General features: G+C 27.8%; 24 protein-coding genes. 4 read left to right on the plus strand and 20 right to left on the minus strand.

Annotated features, from left to right (window positions below; translation table 11 throughout):
- The first annotated feature begins 3 nt into the window (after positions 1 to 3).
- The 4 genes from BN3657_RS00840 (at position 4) to BN3657_RS00855 (ending at position 3,420) form a co-directional block, all read left to right on the plus strand.
- Positions 4 to 486 (plus strand): ligand-gated ion channel, encoded by a 483-nt coding sequence (locus tag BN3657_RS00840; RefSeq protein WP_054251368.1) that lies wholly within the window; start codon positions 4 to 6, stop codon positions 484 to 486.
- Positions 479 to 1,561 carry a virulence RhuM family protein gene (locus tag BN3657_RS00845; RefSeq protein ID WP_054251367.1) on the plus strand — a complete coding sequence of 361 codons (1,083 nt, stop codon included), beginning with the start codon at positions 479 to 481 and terminating at the stop codon, positions 1,559 to 1,561. Before BN3657_RS00840 ends, BN3657_RS00845 begins: the two co-directional genes overlap by 8 nt.
- A gap of 169 nt (positions 1,562 to 1,730) precedes the next feature.
- Entirely contained in the window at positions 1,731 to 2,087 is a 357-nt protein-coding gene (locus BN3657_RS00850) for a plasmid mobilization protein (RefSeq protein ID WP_054251366.1), read from the plus strand.
- A 1-nt stretch (position 2,088) separates the two neighbouring features.
- Positions 2,089 to 3,420, plus strand: coding sequence for a relaxase/mobilization nuclease domain-containing protein (locus BN3657_RS00855; protein WP_054252129.1), 1,332 nt, complete (start codon positions 2,089 to 2,091; stop codon positions 3,418 to 3,420).
- Between the two features lie 240 nt (positions 3,421 to 3,660).
- Here BN3657_RS00855 and BN3657_RS00860 read toward each other — a convergent pair whose 3' ends face one another.
- From BN3657_RS00860 to BN3657_RS00940, 20 genes are all read right to left on the minus strand, one after another.
- Entirely contained in the window at positions 3,661 to 6,162 is a 2,502-nt protein-coding gene (locus BN3657_RS00860; protein ID WP_054251365.1) for an ABC transporter permease, read from the minus strand.
- Between the two features lie 12 nt (positions 6,163 to 6,174).
- Positions 6,175 to 6,840, minus strand: a complete 666-nt coding sequence (locus BN3657_RS00865) for an ABC transporter ATP-binding protein (protein ID WP_054251364.1) — start codon at positions 6,838 to 6,840, stop codon at positions 6,175 to 6,177.
- Between the two features lie 111 nt (positions 6,841 to 6,951).
- The gene (locus tag BN3657_RS00870; RefSeq protein WP_054251363.1) at positions 6,952 to 8,175 is read right to left on the minus strand and encodes a radical SAM/SPASM domain-containing protein; all 1,224 of its coding nucleotides are present in this window, start codon (positions 8,173 to 8,175) and stop codon (positions 6,952 to 6,954) included.
- Positions 8,168 to 9,109: a S8/S53 family peptidase gene (locus BN3657_RS00875; protein ID WP_054251362.1), complete on the minus strand. Its 942-nt coding sequence runs from the start codon at positions 9,107 to 9,109 to the stop codon at positions 8,168 to 8,170. The genes BN3657_RS00870 and BN3657_RS00875 overlap by 8 nt, the downstream gene beginning before the upstream one ends.
- 71 nt (positions 9,110 to 9,180) lie before the next feature.
- A complete protein-coding gene (locus BN3657_RS08455; protein WP_154664279.1) occupies positions 9,181 to 9,345 on the minus strand; it encodes a hypothetical protein in 165 nt (54 codons plus the stop codon).
- A gap of 65 nt (positions 9,346 to 9,410) precedes the next feature.
- Positions 9,411 to 10,610: a radical SAM/SPASM domain-containing protein gene (locus BN3657_RS00880; protein ID WP_054251361.1), complete on the minus strand. Its 1,200-nt coding sequence runs from the start codon at positions 10,608 to 10,610 to the stop codon at positions 9,411 to 9,413.
- On the minus strand, positions 10,607 to 11,617 hold the full coding sequence (locus BN3657_RS00885) for a radical SAM/SPASM domain-containing protein (protein ID WP_054251360.1): 1,011 nt from the start codon (positions 11,615 to 11,617) through the stop codon (positions 10,607 to 10,609). The genes BN3657_RS00880 and BN3657_RS00885 overlap by 4 nt, the downstream gene beginning before the upstream one ends.
- A gap of 16 nt (positions 11,618 to 11,633) precedes the next feature.
- On the minus strand, positions 11,634 to 13,274 hold the full coding sequence (locus BN3657_RS00890) for an ABC transporter ATP-binding protein (protein ID WP_054251359.1): 1,641 nt from the start codon (positions 13,272 to 13,274) through the stop codon (positions 11,634 to 11,636).
- Between the two features lie 344 nt (positions 13,275 to 13,618).
- Entirely contained in the window at positions 13,619 to 13,741 is a 123-nt protein-coding gene (locus BN3657_RS08640; RefSeq protein WP_268258892.1) for a hypothetical protein, read from the minus strand.
- Complete coding sequence (locus tag BN3657_RS08460; RefSeq protein WP_154664280.1) at positions 13,738 to 13,905, minus strand: hypothetical protein; 168 nt, start codon at positions 13,903 to 13,905, stop codon at positions 13,738 to 13,740. The genes BN3657_RS08640 and BN3657_RS08460 overlap by 4 nt, the downstream gene beginning before the upstream one ends.
- An 84-nt stretch (positions 13,906 to 13,989) precedes the next feature.
- A complete protein-coding gene (locus tag BN3657_RS00900) occupies positions 13,990 to 15,630 on the minus strand; it encodes an ATP-binding cassette domain-containing protein (RefSeq protein WP_054251358.1) in 1,641 nt (546 codons plus the stop codon).
- A 15-nt stretch (positions 15,631 to 15,645) separates the two neighbouring features.
- Positions 15,646 to 17,565: an ABC transporter permease gene (locus BN3657_RS00905; RefSeq protein ID WP_062551387.1), complete on the minus strand. Its 1,920-nt coding sequence runs from the start codon at positions 17,563 to 17,565 to the stop codon at positions 15,646 to 15,648.
- Position 17,566: 1 nt separating this feature from the next.
- Positions 17,567 to 18,271: an ABC transporter ATP-binding protein gene (locus tag BN3657_RS00910; protein ID WP_054251356.1), complete on the minus strand. Its 705-nt coding sequence runs from the start codon at positions 18,269 to 18,271 to the stop codon at positions 17,567 to 17,569.
- A 224-nt stretch (positions 18,272 to 18,495) separates the two neighbouring features.
- Positions 18,496 to 18,669 carry a S41 family peptidase gene (locus tag BN3657_RS00915; RefSeq protein ID WP_082380134.1) on the minus strand — a complete coding sequence of 58 codons (174 nt, stop codon included), beginning with the start codon at positions 18,667 to 18,669 and terminating at the stop codon, positions 18,496 to 18,498.
- A gap of 402 nt (positions 18,670 to 19,071) precedes the next feature.
- Positions 19,072 to 20,421 (minus strand): PapB family radical SAM/SPASM ranthipeptide maturase, encoded by a 1,350-nt coding sequence (gene papB, locus BN3657_RS00920; RefSeq protein WP_054251355.1) that lies wholly within the window; start codon positions 20,419 to 20,421, stop codon positions 19,072 to 19,074.
- A gap of 113 nt (positions 20,422 to 20,534) precedes the next feature.
- Complete coding sequence (locus BN3657_RS08465; protein WP_154664281.1) at positions 20,535 to 20,702, minus strand: hypothetical protein; 168 nt, start codon at positions 20,700 to 20,702, stop codon at positions 20,535 to 20,537.
- A 174-nt stretch (positions 20,703 to 20,876) separates the two neighbouring features.
- The gene (locus BN3657_RS00925; protein ID WP_054251354.1) at positions 20,877 to 21,062 is read right to left on the minus strand and encodes a hypothetical protein; all 186 of its coding nucleotides are present in this window, start codon (positions 21,060 to 21,062) and stop codon (positions 20,877 to 20,879) included.
- Positions 21,063 to 21,561: 499 nt separating this feature from the next.
- Positions 21,562 to 21,753, minus strand: coding sequence for a helix-turn-helix transcriptional regulator (locus BN3657_RS00930; protein ID WP_054251353.1), 192 nt, complete (start codon positions 21,751 to 21,753; stop codon positions 21,562 to 21,564).
- A 121-nt stretch (positions 21,754 to 21,874) separates the two neighbouring features.
- Positions 21,875 to 22,075: a hypothetical protein gene (locus BN3657_RS00935; protein WP_082380195.1), complete on the minus strand. Its 201-nt coding sequence runs from the start codon at positions 22,073 to 22,075 to the stop codon at positions 21,875 to 21,877.
- Positions 22,076 to 22,117: 42 nt separating this feature from the next.
- Positions 22,118 to 22,716, minus strand: a 599-nt coding sequence (locus BN3657_RS00940) for a hypothetical protein (protein ID WP_062551391.1), incomplete at its 5' end; no start/stop codon positions are given.

A 22,716-nucleotide genomic window follows, 5' to 3' on the forward strand; every position in this document is an offset into this window, starting at 1 on the left:
TCTATGGGAATTTTTATTACAGGATATTTTTTATTAATCCTTTCTGGAATAGTTTTCTACTATCTCATCACTACCTACTCTGTAAAAATCTCAGCATTTTTGATTGATTTTATAGTTGTAGGTTTAGGATTTTATATATCCATAAAAGATAAACTAGATAACAAATTGGCTATTCCCCTCTCAATTACAGTAGTAATAGTTTATGGAATATTGCTAGTTTTAATAAATCAAAAGCTACCAAAAGTTAGCAAGTTTTTAAACTATATAATTGCTTTTATAGGATCAGCAGTTGCCTTATGGTTGGCACTAGATTTTATAACAAACACTCTAGCCGCTTTTAAAATAATAGGTCAAACTTATCATCAATTACCAATAACAAACAGTATGATGATAAATTCCTTTATACATTATGTAATTGTATTCTTGATTAGTATTCCAGTGTTTAAAGGTAGAATGAAATTTATATTTGGAGGAAATTATGAGTAAAGAAATGGATAAAAATAAAGACGAAAATCAGAAAAAAAAAGAACTTCAAATTAGGTCATCTGCTGCTGAATACTTGACCTTTATTGCAGCAAATGGTGATGATCAAGAAGCTATCGAAATTAGATATGAAGATGAGAATATTTGGCTAACTCAAAAGATGATGGCAGCTCTTTATGATGTTAGTGTCGCCACAATAAATGAACATCTTAAAAAAATCTATGCCGATAGTGAATTACAAGAAGAAGCAACTATTAGGAATTTCCTAATAGTTCAAAAAGAAGGTTCTAGAAATGTTTCAAGGGAAACAAAACACTATAATCTGCAAGCAATTATTGCAGTAGGCTTTAAAGTAAATAACGAACGTGCAGTCCAATTTAGAAAGTGGGCAAACCAAATTGTAAAAGATTTTACAATTAAAGGTTGGGCAATGGATGATGAAAGATTAAAAAATTCTGGCACAAAACTTACCAAGGATTATTTCGAAAAATTACTTGTAAAAATTCGTGAGATTCGATTATCTGAAAGAAGATTCTATCAAAAAATCACAGATATTTATGCCACATCTTTAGACTATGACCCATCTGCAAAAGCAACAAGAAGGTTTTTTGCAGCTATTCAAAACAAATTACACTATGCCATTCATGGAAAAACTGCAGCCGAATTAATTGTAGATAGAGCCAATCACAAAACTAAAAATATGGGACTGACAACTTGGGAAGGCTCTCCAGATTCAAAAATTCATAAATATGATGTAGTCGTTGCAAAAAATTATCTAAACGAAGAAGAATTAAATCAAATGCAAAGAATTGTTTCATCTTATTTGGACATGGCAGAACTACAAGCAGAAAGACATATCCCTATGACTATGGAAGATTGGGAAAAAAGATTAAATGGATTTTTACAATTATGGGATAAAGAAATTCTAAACGATGCAGGAAAAGTATCTGCAGCCCTTGCTAAAAAACACGCAGAGAGTGAGTTTGAAAAATATAGAATTATACAAGATAGACTCTACAAGAGTGATTTTGATAAATTCTTGGAACTAGAAGATGATGCTAAAAAATTAGAAGAATAACTTAATACACGCTTAACGCTTATAACTTTAATAGCAAGCACAGTAAGTGTACGGACACTTACGAAAAAATTAATGGAGCAGACCTTTACGGAATGCTCCATTTTTTTAATTTTTACCTTGTTAGGGAGAACCCTAAGACCCCGAAATATATTTTATAAAGGAGAATAAAATGGCAAATAGATTTAGAAATGAAAGAATAGAAATAAAATTAACTAAGGAAGAAAAGGAAGTTTTTGAAAAGAAAATGAAACTTGCAAATTGCAAAACAATGTCCCACTTTCTTAGAAAATGTGTATTGGAAAAAGAGATATATGTTGTAGATTTAGAACCATTTAGAAACCTACAATGGCTGCTTTCAAATGCAACAAATAATATAAACCAGATTGCAAAAGCTACTAATACAACTGGTGTTATTTACAAAAATGAAATTGAATCTATGAATAATCAGATAGAAAAATTATCAAGAGAAATATGGCAGATCCATTCCCTACTTCTTAATAAATCAAAAGAAAGTTCTGATGAATAATATGGCAATTACAAAAATACATCCTATAAAATCAACTCTAAATTTGGCAATAGATTATATAACTAAGAGTGAAAAAACTGATGAAAAAATCTTAGTATCTTCATTCAAATGTCATCCATCTACTGCTCATATTCAATTTATGAGAACACGAGAAGACAATGATACTAAAGGTACAGTTTTGGCTAGACATTTAATTCAATCTTTTCTACCAGGAGAGGTTGATCCTATAAAAGCTCACGAAATTGGAATGGAATTATGCAAGAAAATTTTAAAAGAAGATTATGAATTTGTTCTTGCAACACATATAGATAGAGGGCATATCCACAACCATATTATTTTTAATAATGTCAATTACAAGACTGGCAAATGCTATCAATCCAACAAAAAAACTTACCATAAAATTAGGTATCAAAGTGACGAATTATGTAATGAAAATAAGCTTTCAGTCATTGATGAATATTATGAAGCTTACAAAAGAAAATATAAAACTGCAGGTAAATCTTGGTACGAATATGACCAAAATAAGAAAGGAAATTCTTGGAAATCTAAACTGCAATTTGATATAGATAGAATGATTAATAAGTCTAACTCGTGGGAAGAGTTTTTAGAAAATATGAAATCTCTTGATTATGAAATTAAGTTTGGTAAACACATAGCTTTTCGCCATAAAGACAAACAAAGATTTACAAGAGCTAAGACTATCGGAGAAGATTATACCGAAGAAAAAATCAAAGAAAGAATAGATTTAGCTATTAAAAACAAAGCTAATCCTATTAAAAAACGAGTAGGAAATGTTATTGATATCTCTACTAATAAAAAAGCTCTATCCTCTAAAGGTTATGAAGTTTGGGCAAGGAAACATAATATAAAAACAATGGCAGATTCAATAATTAAACTTAGAGAGCAAGGAATTAATTCAATTACTCAACTCGATGACCTGATCAAAAAATCTGCTGATGATAGACAAGACTTGTTAGATAAAATAAAGAAATTTGAAACTGAAATGAAGAGTTTATCTCAAGATATGGAAAATATTAATACTATAAATAAGTATCGTGAAATCTATAAATACCACAAGAAAAATCCTGAGGACAAGCAATTTGCAGAAGAATATTATAGTGAAATTTCCGTCTATAAAATAGCCGCTAAAGAAATTTTAGTTAACTATAAAAAGCCTCCAAATACAAAAGAAATACTATCAAATCTCAATAAATTGCAAGAAAAAAAGAACACCCTTATGCAAGAGTATTCTTTGAATAAAGAGCAATTTTCCGACCTTGTTCAGTATAGGAAAAACTATGAAAATTATTATAAAGAAGAAATTGAAAGATAAATCATTATACTAAAATATATGTTTTATATTCCAATTGTCAAAACAATACTCCACAAATAAATTCAGAGTAATTTGGATAACATCTTATAATTAAATTTAAAAATAGCAATGTTATAGTAATATTAAAGATATCCTTTTATAGATATACTATCTTATTAAAGGTTTAGGTATCTATAATATCTGTTAAGATTTTTTCTCAAACAGATATTATAGGTAAAATTGCTAAATATGGTTCCCAATTCAATTTTGACGCAATCTCTCAATAATAGTTTTTTTGAGATCTATATTAAAAATAATTATAGGTACTGTTAAACATAATATTAAAGTAATTATTCCAACTATCAATAGATGATAAATTGGGTAGCTAAAAACTGAATAGTATGCTATTTTCTTAAAACTCATATAGATAGGTATATATATCCCTGTTCCAATTGTTCCAAGCAATAAAAACGAGATAATCCAGTAATACCAACCTTCATATAGTAAAACAGTTTTTATTTGTTTTTTTGACATACCAATGCTTTCAAGAGTAGCAAATTCTTGCTTACGTGTATCTACACTCACAACCATTGTATTTATAAAATTCATAATCCCAATTATCAAGAACACAATAGCTGTTCCAGTTGCCAAAACTCGTGAAGTGAATAAATATTGTTCAATTTCTTTATACTTTTCATATCTGGATTGAATATTAACTTGAGATGAAGATATGATTTTTTGTAGTTTATCATCAATTTGCTTATTATCAACTCCTTCGTCTATATCAAATGCTATCCTAAATATTTTTGTATTAGGAAAAAATTTTTTTAGTGCCTGCTGGCTAATATATAAATTTGGGGCAGTTCCTCTTTCAATCCCCCTTCCACTTTGAAAATCTGCATCCAAAAATCCATTAGCAACAGTTAGAGTATGCTTTTTATCATCTTCTCCAACTATAGTTATTGATTCCCCTTGAGAGATTAGTGGATTGCCATTATTATCTGTCATAGAAGATAATAAAACAATTTCACCATTTTCAAATGCTTTTAGATCAATTGGGTTCTTAAGTGTTTCATTAAGCTCTTTAACATATTTCTCATCAATGCCATAAACGCCACTGAAAAAATTATCAGTATATTTCTTTACATTTTTTGGATCTGAAAAGTCAAGTCCAGATACACTATCTAAAGATTCAATATATTTTCCAAAAACCTTTTGGTCATATATAACAGGAATTTTTATTTTTGAAGATGCATATGTCAATCTGACATTTTTAACACCCTTAATTTCTTTTATTTTTTCTGCCATTTCAGATGTTAGTAGCTCACTCTCTTCATGAATACTGTAGGTCAATGCATAATCACTTTCTCCCCATTCACTTACAAAGTTTTTAGGATTTAAGCTTGATAAAAGTCCAGTGGATATTAGAAACATTGTCAAACCTAAAAACAATGATCCAAAAGTAAGCATTGCACTTTTAGGATTCCTAAAAATATTTCTAAATGCCATTCTAGATAATTTTATTTGATGACTCCTTCTTTTATCAGGTGTCTTTATAGTCTTGTCTATATATCGAGACGCAGTTATAGGAGACACTTTCCCAGCAACTCTAGCTGGTTTCATACTTCCAATTATTGCAGTTAACAACGCAAATATTCCAGCTCCAATAAATATAATAGGAGAAAAAGAGATTTTTGTTCCTAATTCAGCATTGCTAGAAGACAGCATCCTCATAGCAAATGGAACTACAAATAGCGAAACAAAACATCCTAATAAAAGACCTATGGGGATACCAATACTGGACAATCTTAATATTTGCCATTTTACAACCTTTTTTATTTGTTTTTTAGTAAAGCCAATTGTTTTAAGTTGTCCATAAAATCTTGTATCCCTTGAAATTGAAATATAGAGTATATTGTATATTAATAAATATCCACTTACCATTATGATAAATATTAAAGCAACACAGGAAAGAACTATAGAAAAATTATCTCCTTGTTTTGATGGTACAATTTGAAAAGATTGTTTTTCTGAAAAATCAATTTCAGATTTTAATTTTTCAAGAGAATGCTCAGCTTTCTCGTCTCCATTAAAAGTAATCATTGCACTAGTTCTATCTTCAAAAGGTAGGTCAATTTTGTCAGCGAAAATTTTTGATACATATACTGAACCACGTTTCCCCACACGAGTAGTTGTATAATCATTATAATAGCCTGAAAGTATAAAATCTTTATTAAAAACTTTATTAATTTTTGATATCCTATATGGTAAGGTAATCTTCATTCCTATCTTAGGATTATTAATTCCCAATTCATTTAATGCCCAAATAGGACACATAACCTCATTCTCTTCCTCTGGATATGAACCAGTAATATTGGAAACTGTGGGTTTTCTATGTTTCTCCCATTCTTCTTTATCTATATACGTAAGTCCAAGTTTTATATCTTTATTTTCTGTCGCATCAATATTTCCTAATCTCTGACTAATTCCCATTATAGATATCAATCCTGAACTATTTAATTCTTCTTCTTGTGTTTTTGTAATATTGGTTATAGCTGCATCTGCAGTTGTCCCCATATATCTAATTTGTTGCTTCTTTAATGTTTCAAAATAACTAAATCCCAAACTGAATATAGAAGTAATCATAAAAGTTGTCAGCATCAAAGCTAATACTACAAATAAATTCCTCTTCTTATTAGCATTGTAACTTTTTTTAGCTAGAAGTTTAATATAAGAATTATTATCAGAAAAAAAGTTTTTCATATACAATTCTCCTTAACTAGAAATTTTTCCATCTTCAATACGAATAGTTCGATCCGCTAGCTCTGAAATATCCATATCATGTGTAATCATAACTATAGTTTGATGAAATTTTCTACTCGATAGTTTTAAAAGTTCTAAAAAATCATTACTAGTCTTGCTATCAAGATTTCCAGTAGGTTCATCCGCCAAGATAATTTTAGGATTTGTTACAAGAGCTCTAGCTATTGCAACTCTTTGTTGCTGACCTCCTGAAAGGTTATTTGGCATATTTTGAAGTTTGTTTTTTAAACCTAGCATTTCTATTACTTCGTCCATAAAATTACTATCTACTGCTTTTCCATCTAATTCTACTGGTAAAACAATATTTTCATATACATTTAGAACCGGAACAAGATTATAATTTTGAAAGATAAATCCAATATTCTTTCTGCGAAAAATAGTCAACTCTTCATCTTTTAGTGTAGAAAGGTCTTTTCCATCTACCAGTACTTTTCCAGAAGTTGGTTTGTCTAAACCACCCATCATATTCAAAAAAGTGGATTTTCCACTTCCAGAAGTTCCAATAATAGCAACAAATTCACCTTCTCCTACTGAAAGAGAAATCCCATCTAATGCCTTTGTAATATTGGGTTCCTTTCCAAAATATTTTTTTAAATTTATAGTTTCCAATATGCTCATATTAAAATCTCTCCCTTCTAATATACAAACACTATAAATTAAATCTATTTAAAAGTTATTAATGACACATTATTATAAAATATTTATTTTCATATTCCAAATAGAATTAAATCATCCCCAAACATATTTTTGTAACTTTTCTCTATATTTTATACATCTTTGTTTTCGTAAATAGGGATTAGTAAAAATATTAATATTTGTTGAATAACATTTAGAAGAACAAAAATAACGCACATCACAAAACTTACATGGTGAAATTTTATCAACAATACAAGTTTGTTGTATATGACTAATATTCTTTGAAATCATATCTAAATCATTATAATTTCCTAAAACTATATTGCTATCTTCAGTAGATGCACATAACGTTACAGCGCCACTTGCAGTAATAGAAATCATAGAAAATCCTGCATTACACATTGATAACATATTTATATGCTTTAAGATATTATCTTCTGCACCTTTATTGCTTTCCGAAATTAAAAAATCATAATTTTCTATAGCACGACCTTTAATAGCTAATATTCTAGTTATAGGTCTTACATTCATTTTTTTGCATAGTTTTTTAAATTTATCTATGTGAATACTATTATCACTTGTCAAAATCATAGACAATGTAATGTTATAAAAACTATTTAACTGTAATTGTTTTATAGAACCCATAACTTTGGTAAAAGTACCTTTTCCACGTATAAAATCTACGCTTTGCTTGTCATATCCATCTAAACTTATATTTATTTCATCGACACATTCTGTTAAAACACTTACTTTTTCTTCCGAGAATAATGTCGCATTAGTAATAATACTTATATTCCCATTAAAATTATTACGAATGTATTTCAATTTTTCATATATATCTTCAATACAAAAAATTTCCCCTCCTGTAAGCGTTAGCGAATTTATTTGCTTAGTATTTGCCCAATTTATTATGCTTTTTAAATGAGAATTAGATAAAAATTCATTTTCTTTACTCCCATACATTCCAGAACAATGTTTGCACCTCAAATTGCATGCCGTTGTTAATTCTAATGACAAGTCCTTAATAAAAACTTCTCTTTTTTTAAATTCTTTATTTACCAAAACCTTTATCTTTGCAAGAACCCTCAATAGTTTCGTATAATAAACTTTGTATTCTACTGATTCCAAACTATTCATCAATTTTTTATACCCATCAACTATTCCTATATATGGCTTTATATAGTAATAATCTTCAACAGGTATTTTAATCCAAAGCCCACTTCTAAGTATATCTCCTATAACAATATAGTCATTCTTAATAATGATCCTCGTATAGTCAGAAAATGCTACGTCATCAAGTCGAATTTTATCATCCATAACTATCCTCCTTTATACTCAATAATTTGTTTGTTAAATTTTCTATAAACATAATATCTGATAACCAAATTAAATTATTAATATAATTTAATTTGGTTATAGAATTGATAAGCTTAACTAACCTTGTGACATTTTCACTTGTAGCATTTTCGATAATCAATTTACCATCACTATTATACATATCTGTAATAATCGAATTGGATATCATTCTTTTATAAAGTGATTTATCAATTAAACAATCCCTTTTGATTTCTAACTGTTTAGGTGAGAGTCTTAAAATACTTGATGGTTGCAACTTTAGTAACACTTTGTAACTTTCTTCTAGATCATTTTTTGATTTATTAATTTGATATAAATTTTTTATAAGGAATGGTGTCAAAAAACTATTTGCACCACTTAATTTATAAGTTCCATTTATCCACGGAACAACCCTTGGTATATTATCTACAAAAAAAGCCGCAGGGTTTAATTTAAGTAGATCATTATTTACACGGTTATGATTTCTTCTTTGAATACTAAGTATATCTTTGTATTGTGCTAAATAGTTGAACTTTCCACGATTAGAAGTGGTTGTTACAAGAATTATTTTCTTTCTGCAACATTCTAATAGAATACCTTCTAATTCCGAATCAACGGACATATTCTCTATTCCTAAACTTAGATTTACTATATTAACATCCTTTTTAATAGATTCTTTTAATGCACCCTTAAGCGAACAAAGATTACCTTCCCTATTTTTGTCTAAAATTGCCATATTATAGATTTCTATATTAGTCCCAATCGAATCAATTAATGTTATAATGCATGTTCCATGTCCATTTTTATCTATAGGTGATAATTCGCTCGAAAAACTATTACTATAAACTATTGGATTTTGCAATTGTCTGTGAAAATCAAATCCACTATCTAACACAGCTATTTTTAATTTATTCATGAATTTAATCCTGTTTAATAATACAATAAAAGGGAGGATAATCCATCCTCCCTTTTATTGTTTTCCCAATTTTACCATAATGGACTTGTGTTATCTGTTGGTTTCCATCCACAATTATATCCAGCTGTCTTTTCAAAGAATTCTTGACAATCATCGTCACAGCCATATCCTTTAATCTCGATGTCAAGTTCTTCAACCTTACAAGTATCCTTAGTATTAGTGTTTTGTTCTTTCATAAATAAACCTCCTTAAAGATATTTTCAAAACATACTACGAATCTATGTAAAATAGCGACCAACTGCTATCTCACATCAACATTATCCCATACAATGGTAATTAATTTTTCATATAATTTTTTGCAACGTTCCATTCTATATTCTTTATTTAAGTATATCACATCATTTTGTGAAATACAAGGGGTAGAGCAAAAATATCTGACAGGACACGATGAACAATCTTCTATAGTGTCGATAATCGGAACTAATGAATCTAACATAAATTCGAACTTATTTTCTCTTACTAAAAACTTCCCAATGATATATTCGATTTCTCTCAATGCAGCACATGGAAACACTTCGCCATTTGTATTCACAAATAATGAAGAGTAACTATGATGACATATAGACTTCATATTAGTTCCATTTAAAGAACTTAACTCGATTGACTCAGCGTTTTTATATTTGAAGTTCTCATTAGCTTTCCCCTTTAAATTTAGTTTACGAACCACTGGATGAACATTTAATCGTTTAGTTAGTTCATAAAAATGTGTTATTTTCTCTTGATCACCAGTATCTACACACGATAAGGAAATATCCTTAAAGTTATTTGAATGTAAATTATTAATTAGAGTAATAATTTTTTCAAAAACATATTGACCTCTAATAGAAGATACACTTACTTCATCATATCCATCCAAACTTATATGTAATCGATTTACATTTTCTATAATAAATGGAATATCAGACTTATCTATCAATGTTCCATTTGTCATTATTTCTAGTGAACCACTATAAAAAGAGCGAATACCTTCCAATATTTCAAATATATCAGTTCTACAAAAAGGCTCTCCACCAGTTAAAATTATACGCTGGACACCATTTTCTGAACACCATTTAGCCAAACCAATAACTGTACTAATGCACATCTCTTTATAATTATTTCCACCAAAGCTGTAAGAACAATGTTTACATTTTAGATTACATAGTGTTGTCAATTCAATAGTTACATTTTGAGGTCTAAGTAAATTCTTTTCTTCATCTTCAATTTTATTTTTTTCTATAAGAACATGAATTTCATATAATTTATCAAAGACTTTTCTAGTTACTTCATCAAGTGATTGGGAAGAATCCGTAAATTCTAATTTGTTAATACTGTCTATCAATACTGACTTTGGAATCTTTATCCAACGCCCATCCACCGCTATATTACCAATAATACATAAATTTTTCCAATATAAAGTCTTTGCATATTTCGAAATTACTAAATTATCATAATTGATCATACTCCTCTCTCCTTTATGCTATACAATATTTTTCTATATGAACAAAAAAAGTTATTAACTTTATCGAATTGACCTGAAAGCTTATAATTCCCATACAAACAACCGGAACTTTTACAACATTTGTAATACTTACATCCATCACAACCTTTTCTATGAATTTGTGTTCCATCTGTATAATTTAATGGGATTTCACAATTATCAAAAATGTTTCCAATAATAAATTTAGGAGTACCTACAATATATGTACATGGATAAATGTCACCATTTCTATCTAAGCTAAACATACTATATCCGCCAGCACAACCCTTTCTACCAATAAATAAGTCATCGTCATCCAAATTAATACGTATATGTTGATTCTCATATTTAAATTTATAAATCAATCTAATTTGTTCCTCAAGTATTGGTATTTGATTATCATCCCAATTATCATCAAAGTAATCAGGTATGGCTTTTAATACTGTAAATCCTCGATTAATTAAGTACATCAAACTACTATATAATGAATCAACGGTTTTAGAATTATAAGTCATGCGTGCAGATAATTTTAGACCATTATCCACAACCTTGGGTATTAGTTCATCAACAGTTCCCCATGAAGATTTTCCATTTTTATAATGTCTATTGGACTCATATACCGATTTATTTCCGTCTATACTTAAAGCACACTCTATGTCATTATCTTTAAACCAAGCAATGATCTCATTTGTCATTAAAGTACCATTGGTCGTAATTGAGTAAAAAATCCTAATACCTGGTAATATTTCATTATCTAATTTTTTAATAAATTTATATATAAATGGATATTTAAGTAAAGGTTCTCCACCAAAAAATTTAATAAATAATTTATTACTATTTGTCTTGTGGCATGTTGTATTAATGAAATCAATACATTTTTCAATATACTCATACTCATTAATAAATATATCATCTCGTAAATTATCTTGTTCATAGCAATAATCACAATCCATATTGCAAGATCTTGTTACCCAAATACTTAATTTCATAGACTTATACCTCCACTCATGATTTTTCAGTTAACTTTAAAATCTTCGTACATAAACGTAAAATCTCTGGTTTATGTGTTATTATAATAAGAGTCTTTCCCTTGAAATAGTTATTTATAAAATCAATCATAATCTCTTCACTGACAGAATCTAGAAAAGCTGTAGGTTCATCCAATATACAGATAGGTTTGTTCTCTAAATACAATTTATATAAAGCTAATTTTTTTGCCTCTCCACCAGATATGTTTAACTTATTCTCTTTGATCTCAAATCCAGACTCTGTTATATTAATACCTGAGTTAGAAAAGTTCATTGAGTTTATATATTTTTGAAGTAAAATTGCATTTTGTTTATTATTTAAAAATTCATTGAATTCCTCAGTTAGTATGAAACTATCTTGAGTCATGACTCCTATTTGTGTTCGTAAATAATCAGTTTCTATATCATTTAAGTTTATACCATCTAGTTCAATTGAACCTTCAGTAACATCACATAACTTGGTTAAAAGTCTGCATATTGTTGTCTTTCCGCTTCCATTCTCTCCTACAATTCCAACTATATCTCCTGGGTTCAAATGCTCAGAAAAATTTTTAATAACATAATCTTCACCGTTATATGAAAACGATACTTTTTTAAATTCGATTTTCCCTGTTAAAGGAAGTTGCGATTTATAAGAACCTTGAACAATTATGTTCTCATTAGAAACCAAATCGTATATGTTTTCAAGAATCGGAGAAAAATTTCTAATTTTGACAAAGAGATTCCCAAGAGTTACAATCGGAGAATATAATCGTTGGACATATATTGTCATACTGAAAAGCAAACCAACAGAAAGTAAGCCATCAGAAACATCTAAAGCGCCAATAAATAATACTAAAATAATAGCTAGTATATTAAAAGATGTCCCAGTAACACTTACCATACTTAAAATTTTTGTAAGTCGTAACCCTCTCAATGATAATATATTACACTTATTAGAATATGTTTTTTTTATATAGCTTACTTTACCAGTCATCTGTAAAGACATCATATTATTAATGGTTTCAGTACTATATGAGTTGAAATCCCCTATTATTTCTCTAAAGATTCTCATTTCTTCTTTACTTTTATTGGAAATCAATTTCTGAATTATAGCAAAAATTACAGCTAAAGCAATAACAAATACACCTATTTTTATATTTAATATTATTATATATGAAGCTATTCCTATCGCCAAAATCAAGTTTACAATTAACTCACTTATATTTGAAGTCAAAAGTTCCTGTAATTTATCTAAATCACTATCAAGAATAGTTAAAATATCACCGACTTTATGTTTGTTCCAAAAAAAAATGTTCACATTACATAATTTTTCATATATTTTTTTTCTTGTATCTAAAACAATTTTATTTCCAAATCTGAAAAAAAATACTCTCTGATAGTAATAAAAAATTACCATGATAACACCACATAACAACATTTCTAAAGAATATTTTAAAATAGCATGAAAATCGTTTTTAGCAATACCAATATCAACAATTTTACTTAAAAAACTCGGGAAAATAATAGAAGAAGCAGTATACGTTATAAGACAAAAAAAACATAATAATTGATTATATAAGTACTCCTTTTTATCTATATTTACAATTTTTGATATTTTTTTTATAAAAGTTCTCAAATAAATACCCTCCTTACAAAACATATTTACATATAGAGCCTATATCCACCAAAACTTAATAAATCAAATTTAATTTTTCAAATCTTTAACATAGCTTTAAACATACTTTGTTACTATTAGTTTATCACTTTTCCCCGTAAACATGCAAATATTAATTTCTATTGTAAATTAAAAAGATACGACTTTTAGTAATAATATTATAAATTATGTAACCTAGTTTAAGATGCTATAAAAAATCTTATTCAGGTAAATCTTACATATTTTATTATATAGATTTAGAATCGGTCTGAATTTTTTATTGTTTTCTCTTCTAATTTTCCTATATTCTTCAAGGCTAATTTCATCTAAAAAAAGAGATCTTGAATGAATTTATCCGATAGATAGAAATTAAGCTCTGCCTTTAAATCTCTTTCCAAATATTCAGTCTTTATAATTTCTTGTCTACCTTCAAGCTTTTTTACTTTCATACTCCACCTCCTATATCACAGGCAAAGAAATCAGATCTATTTTTTACCTTAATTTTCTTTCCTCTATATTCCTTAGGACAAGTTGGGTAATTTTGAGTAAAATAAATAAGCATACAAGATTCTGATATGCTTGTATGCTTACTTAAATCTTTAATTTTTATCATTTAAATATGTCTAGCTTAATTTTATTATCCAAGTTTTAACTAAAAATAATCTTACACATAGGATGAACATCTCCTATTAATTTATTATTTATATGAAATCATATCAAAATAATCTCCTTTACTTTCATAAACAATATCGCAATATTCTAAAACTTTAAATCTATGTGTAATTACTATGATTATTTTGTTATTGAATTTAGTAACAATATTCTTAATAATTTCTTCTTCATTAACCATATCCATATTAGATGTAAACTCGTCTAATATCAATACATCCTTATCTTTAAGTAATGCCTTTGCCAAACATAATCTTTGTTTTTCTCCAACTGACATAGAAAACTCTGATCCTATAACCGAATTAATTCCGTTATCTAATTGATTTATTTTACTGAGTAAATTAACATCATCCAAAACTTTATAGATTATTCTTTCTTCAACATTATTATCAAGCGTTAGATATGATTTAATGCTGACTTTAGGGATAATAATTTCTTGTGTGACAAGTGAAATTCTATCTCTTATCGAAAATTTATCTATATATTTTATATTTATATTATTCACTCTAAGTTCTCCATCTTCTGCATTCCAGAACCCTAATAGAAGCTTCAATAGAGTAGTTTTTCCTGTACCACTTTTCCCAATGATACCGTATTTTTTTCCTTTTTGAAAATGTAAGTTTATATTATTTAGTATATTTTTTGACTCACCATAGTTGAACTTAACACTATTATAATCAATTGTTTCAACAGTATGAATTTGTTCTTTTGCATTTATGGAATTATCTAGTGCAAGTTCAAAATTGTTTACTCTCTCTAAAGAAATGAGAGTAGACCTAATTTCATAATTCATATTAGTTAATCCTAAAATAGGTCCTAAAAGCATAGAAGAATACGACATAAAAGCTATAATTTCTCCAAATGACATAAGTGATTTTATAACGAGAATCCCACCAATAAACCAAATAATAATCTGTGAAATAGCACTAACAAATTTTCCAGAAAACGCATTTAAAAATGATAAATTCATAGCATCAATAAATTTATTTTGTGTACATATCTCCTCTTTCAATGAACGCTTAGCATAATATTCACATTCATTTGATAATACAATATTTTCAATATCGCTAATAAAATCATATAAAACCTGTTTATTTGTATCTTTTTGTTTAATAAAAACTTTTGTCTTATCTTGCACTTTACGAGATAGCTTATTGTTAATAGATACTATCACAAGCTGTAATAGTATAACAGCCATAAAAAGTAGAGTGTTCATTCTAAATAAAAATATAGCCGCTATAGAACCCATTAAAACATTTTTAAAAAGTTCAAAAAAGATAGTTGTAAATGATGCACCTATTTGTTCTAAATCATCACTAATGATATTAACTATCTTACCCGTGCTGTAGTCTTTTAGAACGTTCCCTTGAATATTCTTAATTCTGTTTAGTATAAGCGTTCTTTTATTTATCAAATACTCTTTCTTTAATTTAACCCTATTTATATTAGCTAAATACTCAAAAATATGTTGAAAAAAGACCATAATAATATACAAAGCAGTCCAAGTTAATAAGACCTCTTGATTTTTAGCAGCTATACCTTTATCAACTATCATTTTTAAGGTATATGGGAGCAATAACATTAATGCGATATTTATAAAGGAAAACAAAAAGCATAATATTTGCTCTTTTTTAAATTTTTTAAATTCTTTTATTATATCAACAAACATTAGCTACTCCCTACTCTACTCATATATTTTGTTACATAAAATTCTATTTAGACTTATATTATATACAAACATGATTAACAAATATAATAACAATGAAATCGTAGCAAATGCAAATATGTACATATCATTATCTAAATATTGATTTGTAAAATAATACATTGATACAGTCCCAGTAACCAAACTTAGCAATATCATTTCGGTAGCATTTATAAAGAACGCCTTGTTCCTAAACGCATTATATTGACTAATCTGTTCAAGACTCCATCCTAAATCAAAATATATTTTATTTTCTATATAGATTTTGTCTAAATTTTTAATGCTATAAAAAGCGATATTATTAATAGCGATCAATATCAAAATCGACGCCATAAAAACTCCAAAAATAGTTAATATCGATAACCCAACCAGACCATTTAGTCTACTCCACTCTTTCAAGACAACTTTAATTGTTATATGCTCTTTTTCATTATCCATGACTAAATTAGTTGAAGAATTTAAAGTCTTATATAGTTCATTTTTTAATTGAGCTTTCGGCTGATTTTTGAAACTTACCATCATAACATTCCTCTTTACAGGAAGTTGCATGTCATTAATTACTTCATCATTAAATACTAATAACTCAAATTTTCCATTTATATTACATTGTAGAAATGGAAAATTTTGAATACTTTCAGCCATATAAAAGTCTTTGTTATTGATGCTAATTTGATTATTTTTAACTTCATCCTTTATCCTTTTTTCAATAATCATATCCTCTACTTGCACTAAGTATTGATAATCAGATAAATTGATTGGGTCTTTATTCAACATTTTACGTAAATAATTATAATCGCTTAATTTTATACACTGTGTAGGTAAATTATATTTTTTTAAATCTTCGTTTGAGTATACCTTGTATTCAATCTTATAATTTACGTTATTAAAATCAATTTTATCTTTCACATTACTAAAGTCGACACTCTTGGCATCTACTGATACAGCCAGATCAAATGGGGCTTCTTTAGCTATATTTTCTTTATATGAATATCCAATCGTCAATGAACCAAATAAAAATAAGCACGATAAACAAAGAATCGTCGTTGATAAGCACTGATTCCTGTAATATTTTTTCCAATTTCGTATAACTTCTTGCGAAAAAACATATTTAAAAAAATTTTTAGATGAAAATTTTACATTTTTATTTAATCTTGTTAAAATAATCATCTTGGTTAATCTATATATAAGAAAAGAACAAGATATTAAGCTCGCCATAATATAATATATTGTAATATCATATTGTATATTTTTTGTAATTAAAAAAATAAAAAAAACTGTTAAAGCTAGTATTCCAGCTGTAATAACGGAGTATCTAAAAAGATTGTTGTCTCTTAAAATCGAATCTTCAACCTTTAAAATATTTTCATAATATATTAAATCCTTAACATCCTTTCTCTTTAAAATAATATATGCAACCAAATAGTTAGTACACAAAATCATAAGCAGCAGTAAAATATACTCCGTAAAAGTTTTAAATCCTATTATATCTATCTCTATATTAGATATTTCAAATATTAATTCTAAAAGTATGACAATACAATGACTATATATAGTACCTAAAATCACACCGATAATTGATGCAATAAAAAAACTTTCTAATAAGTTGACGTTTATCATACGAGCCAAAAAGGCAATTCTATTTCCGGCTAAAGAATATATACCTAATTTTTCTCTTTCCCTTATAATGACTTGTGTTATTCCATCAATGGCAAATTTAATTGTTACAAGAAATGAAACAACAAATATAACTGAAAAGAATACTTTCATATTTTCCATATTTTCTGCCAATTCGTATATTCCTTCACTATTGCTCAAAATTAAGACAGCATAAAAGAACATAAAAATTAACGACATACTAAACATATAATGATAATTTTTATTACCTCCTTGCCCTATCATATTATCCCTCATTACTCTCTTGATAAAATAGTTTTTCTGCACTGTTTAAATTATCTAATTCTATAAGATGTCCATGTCTAATAAAATATACTTTATTACATACTCTAGCAACTTCAAGATCATGTGTTACCATTAATAAAGTTATATTAAATTTTGTAACGACATCATCTAGATAGATAATGAGCTCCTTAGATGTATAAATATCAAGTGCAGATGTAATTTCATCAGCTACCACTAATTTTGGTTTTTTTATAATCGCTCTTGCAATAGCAGCTCTCTGCTTTTCTCCACCAGATAATTCTGATGGATACCTTTTTAATAAATTCTCGATATTTAACACATCTATAAGTTTGTTAAAATATTCATCTTTTTTAATATCCTTTCCAGCACTTCTACTTGGTAATAATATGTTTTCTTCAATATTAAAATTCTCCAATAGTCCAAAATCTTGAAAGATAAACCCTAATTGATCTCTACGCAACTCAGCTATATCAGAATTTTTTAATTTTCTCAAATAGTTATTAAAAAGATAAACATTCCCGGAATAATTAGAATCTATCGTTGCTATAATATTTAAAAGCGTTGTCTTACCACTACCGCTCTTCCCTAAGATAACTACTCGATCTCCTTGTTCAACCTCGAAATTAATATTTTCCAAAATCATCTTATCGGCGTATGATTTGCTTACGTTTTCTAATCGAATCATATTTCTTCCTCCAAATCCCGTAGTTATAAAATTTAACTCCACATATTTTTTATAATGTTAATACTAATGTCAGAAATACAATAATTTGAAATATTGTTTAATTCTATATAGTCTCCCTGAATAAATCTATTACCTATTATATTTAGGTTAAAACCGTTTCCACTAGATATGATGCTCTCAAATTCAAATTTTGAAACGCTAAGTTCATATATAGCATTATATTCCTAATGCAAAGTTTTTTGAACAGTATTTTTACCAAAGGTGCTTTCAGTACCTATAACAACTTTTTTATTATTGTTCACTCTTATTCCTGTTACAGGATCAGCTGCAGAAATAATTCCTTTTCCAACTAATAATACAATTCTAGAAAATTTGCTATCATGATTTTTAGAAGGCAAGTCTGTACCCTCTTTTTTATAAGACTAAATTTATATCTTCCATAAAAAATATCCATCATGCAAATTGTTTGCATGAAATTGCCACCTATACAATTCCTTGAATCTAGAATTATACTGGATATACTATTATGGTTTTCTATATTTTCACTTAGTTCATCAATATAACTCTGGTTTATATATTTAATTCTATTATATAGTGAATTATTCACTATATTAAATTTTACATTAGTTCTATTACTTTCATTATCATACTTATGTACTTTAATGATTATTGCATATTTATCTCTTCTATTTATGCCATAAAATATTGCAGATATATCTGTTTCATAATCATACTCATCACTATACAGCCAATTTCATTTTATCGTTTTTAATATTGTGCTATACATATTAGAACACCTACTATTTTTCATAATAAAAGAAAATTCGCTTCTCCTCACTACTTAATCCGATATATAGTTCTATTATTTTAGGCATAATACTTTTCAAATAATTGCACGTTAAATCATAAGGTCTTTTTAAATCTTTATTCGAAGACATATTCTCTGCAGGACATCCGCCTCCACATATACTTGATATCCAACACTCTCGGCAAACCGTATCATGAGTTTGTATCAGAGCTTCAATCATTCCATTTTTTCTATCATCTTCAATAACATTATGATTCATAATATTTCCGTAACTCAATTCTGGTGCAGCAACAAATCTATGGCATCCATGGAATGATCCGTCAATATCGACTGTCAGCATATTATTGCATGCCCCACAAAACTTTCTTCTAAGTCCACCTCTATTCAATCTGTTAAGAAATGCCATAATATTAGACATCCTTAAGCAATAATCATAGTCTTTTGACTTAAGTTTCTTCTCAAAGGTATCAATAAGTTCCAAGTAACTAATAATTAACTTATCATAAGCATCTTTATCCATAAATTCAATGGATGGGGAGATATGAATCGATCTAAATCCCAATCCATAAAGATGCTCGTATACATCTTTTATTTTTGGATTGTATTTTGTAAGAGTCGCTCTTGCAGCTACATTTTTAAATCCCAAATAGTTTTTTACATTATACACTACATCATCATATGTTCCCTCTTTATTAGCATAGAATCTATTTCGATTATGTGTTTTTGCATCACCATCTATGCTGATGGTTACACTGAATTTATTCTCGATTATAAATTTAGCGATCTCCGTATTTAAAAGAGTTGCATTTGTAGTAGTACTAAAACCTACTTCCTTCCCTAACTTCTCAGCTTTTTTCTTAGAATACTCCACGCAAAATTTAAATAAATTTTTGTTTAAAAGAGGTTCTCCTCCAAACAAAATGATTGATATTCTGTCTGTGGTAAAGTTATCAAAAGCATAATCAATCGCCATTTTAGCAGTAGATTCTTTCATTAGACCTTTGTTGCAATATTCTCCATCACCTGCATAACAATAATTACATCTCAGATTGCAATCCTGAGATAACATTAAAACTAATGCTGAAGGTTGTGACTTATTAATTTTAGATTTCCAATCTGGCTCTTTAAAAGAATCAGTAAAAAATCCTGCTTTATCCAAAATTTGCATAATTTCCTGATCTTTTTCAGAATCGCTATCATAAGCAAATAATGCATCTGACTCATTAATCATATTCTTAACATAGTCATCTATTTCAAACAGAGATGCTGTATCAGATATAAAAATATAATTTTTACCGTTATTTTTAATGAGTCTATGAGTTTTTACTTTTAATGTTTTCATATCATAACTCCTATATAGTTTAATTTATTAGAATAGAACATAAAAATATAGGAGAGGATTTCTCTCCTATATTCGGTTACTCAAATAATTAGTTTCATAATGCTAATTATTGTTTACACCCAGTCTTTAACTAAAGGCCAACACCATTCTGAATCACACAGAGTGCAACTGTCACGAGTGTCACAGAATTCACATATATCCTTTGAATCAATATTTGAGTTTCCAGCATTCGCATCTGCCCAATAACCTTTTTCTGCTACTTCATTAATTGCTTTAATCATTTCCGTTCCTCCTTTTTGTTTGATTTATATTAAAGTCTTTTGATAAGACCTCAATATCCCGCTAATACTAAACCTTGCTTTTTTAAAAAACTTTACTACAACATTCGTCTAATTCTTCGGTTCATTATACTGTCTCTTGCAACGATGAAATTGAAATCCATCGTTCTAACTTACTTATGTACTGTATTTTTCATTTTCATACTTTGAAAATAAAGACTCCAGCTGATTTAAATCTTTGAGGCTTGGCAAATCTTTTAGCATTTTATATTCATCTAGAAAACATTCTAAAATTTTTCCAGTTTCTAAGCCATAGAAAAAATATCTTCCATCTATAGCAAAAGTTTTCCAAGTCTTTTTCAATACTTGTTCTCAATAATATAATCTTCAAGAAAATCATATTTTCGTGATTAATATCACCCCTAATGACGTTATCATAACTAGAATATATCAAATTAACCTTTCCTACATCAGCTTAAAATAAATTAAATTTAAATATAATCAACTACACTAATAAAAATAGATATATCAAAATAAAACTTTCAATACAAACGTCTGATTTTATCTAGTCACTTCCACTCCTCTATGATTATTATATAATACTTCTTAGCATAATGCAACTATAGTTGCATTTAAGTATAAAGAATCTTTTTCCCCTGCTTTTCTCTATGTTTTCAGTTAAATTTAAAAATCTTTTTTTGCATGTTAAAAACCCTTGAATCATACACGAATCAAGGGTCACGATTTATTTTCAAGTAAAGAAAGTGAATTATACAAGCTTGCATATCAGATAGCATTAATTACATTTTCATTAAAATTTCTATACATCAATATTAATTTTATTATATAATAACAATTGGAATTATAAATAATAAAATAAGTCTTTAACTTCAACATCTAGAACCTTTGCACAATCAAAAGCAACTTTTATAGTGGGGGTTTTTTTGAAATTTTCAATATCACCTATATATTGTCTAGTTACTCCAACTGCTTTTGCTAAATCATTTTGTGTCATATTTTTCTGTTTTCTTATAGTTTTTATGTTATTACCCATAAATAATACCTCTTTTTAATTAAAAGTTATGATACTGTAGTATAACTTTTATTATCGATAATGTCAATAATAGTTTCTTTGATTTCTTAATTATCATATAGATTTCTTATTATCTATAGAATTATAATAGTTGATTCAATCTTCTCTGAACAGCATGATAATCATATCCAGCATTTGTGGGTCTTTTTTTCCTTTCTTCTCCATTACCCCAATCACCTCGGATAACTTCTCTAGCTAACTCATCGATTGTTTTTCCAACTGGAAAAACAATCTTTCCATTCTCATCAAATACTTTTAGTCCAAATGACCTGAACCCAAAAATCCGGAATAAGGATGGATGGGTTCAGATCAAAACTGCCGATATTTACCTCTCTTCACCTTTGCTATGTTCTTTCTTAGTTGACTTAGTTTTGTCATCTGTCTTAAAGCTTTTTATTTGCCCTAATATGGACTTTTTATCCTTGTCTTGACTCTTTACTTGTTCTTTTGCTTTTAAGAGCTTAGAAGATAAAATACGGACATTTTTATGTTCCTTTCCGTTGTTGTCAATGCTTGTTTTTACTTGACCAAATATTTTAACAAAATCTCCTTTTTTTAGATTCTCTAAATCTTTTGTCTTATCTCCATATGCTGAACAATTGGTATAAATTTTATTCCCATCGTCATCTTTTGAAACAATTGAAAAGTTGCTTACCTTGAACTTTTCTCCATTAGCATTTTCTCTTTCTAGATTTTCTACTTTTCCAGCTATATTACCCACGAGATTTATAAGATCGTCTTTTTCTTCAATATCACTGACATTTTCAATAATCTTGCCTTGTTCTTTCATATCATCAATCATATAGTCAAAGTCATCACTTAGTAGACCTGTTGTGTCATTGTTCATATATAAAACGTAGACTTCTTCAAGTGCCTTTTCATCAGTAACACCTTTTTCTATGCTCACAAGTGCTTTTATAAAAT

The organism is Peptoniphilus phoceensis, from assembly GCF_001517665.2.
Taxonomy (GTDB): domain Bacteria; phylum Bacillota; class Clostridia; order Tissierellales; family Peptoniphilaceae; genus Peptoniphilus_A; species Peptoniphilus_A timonensis.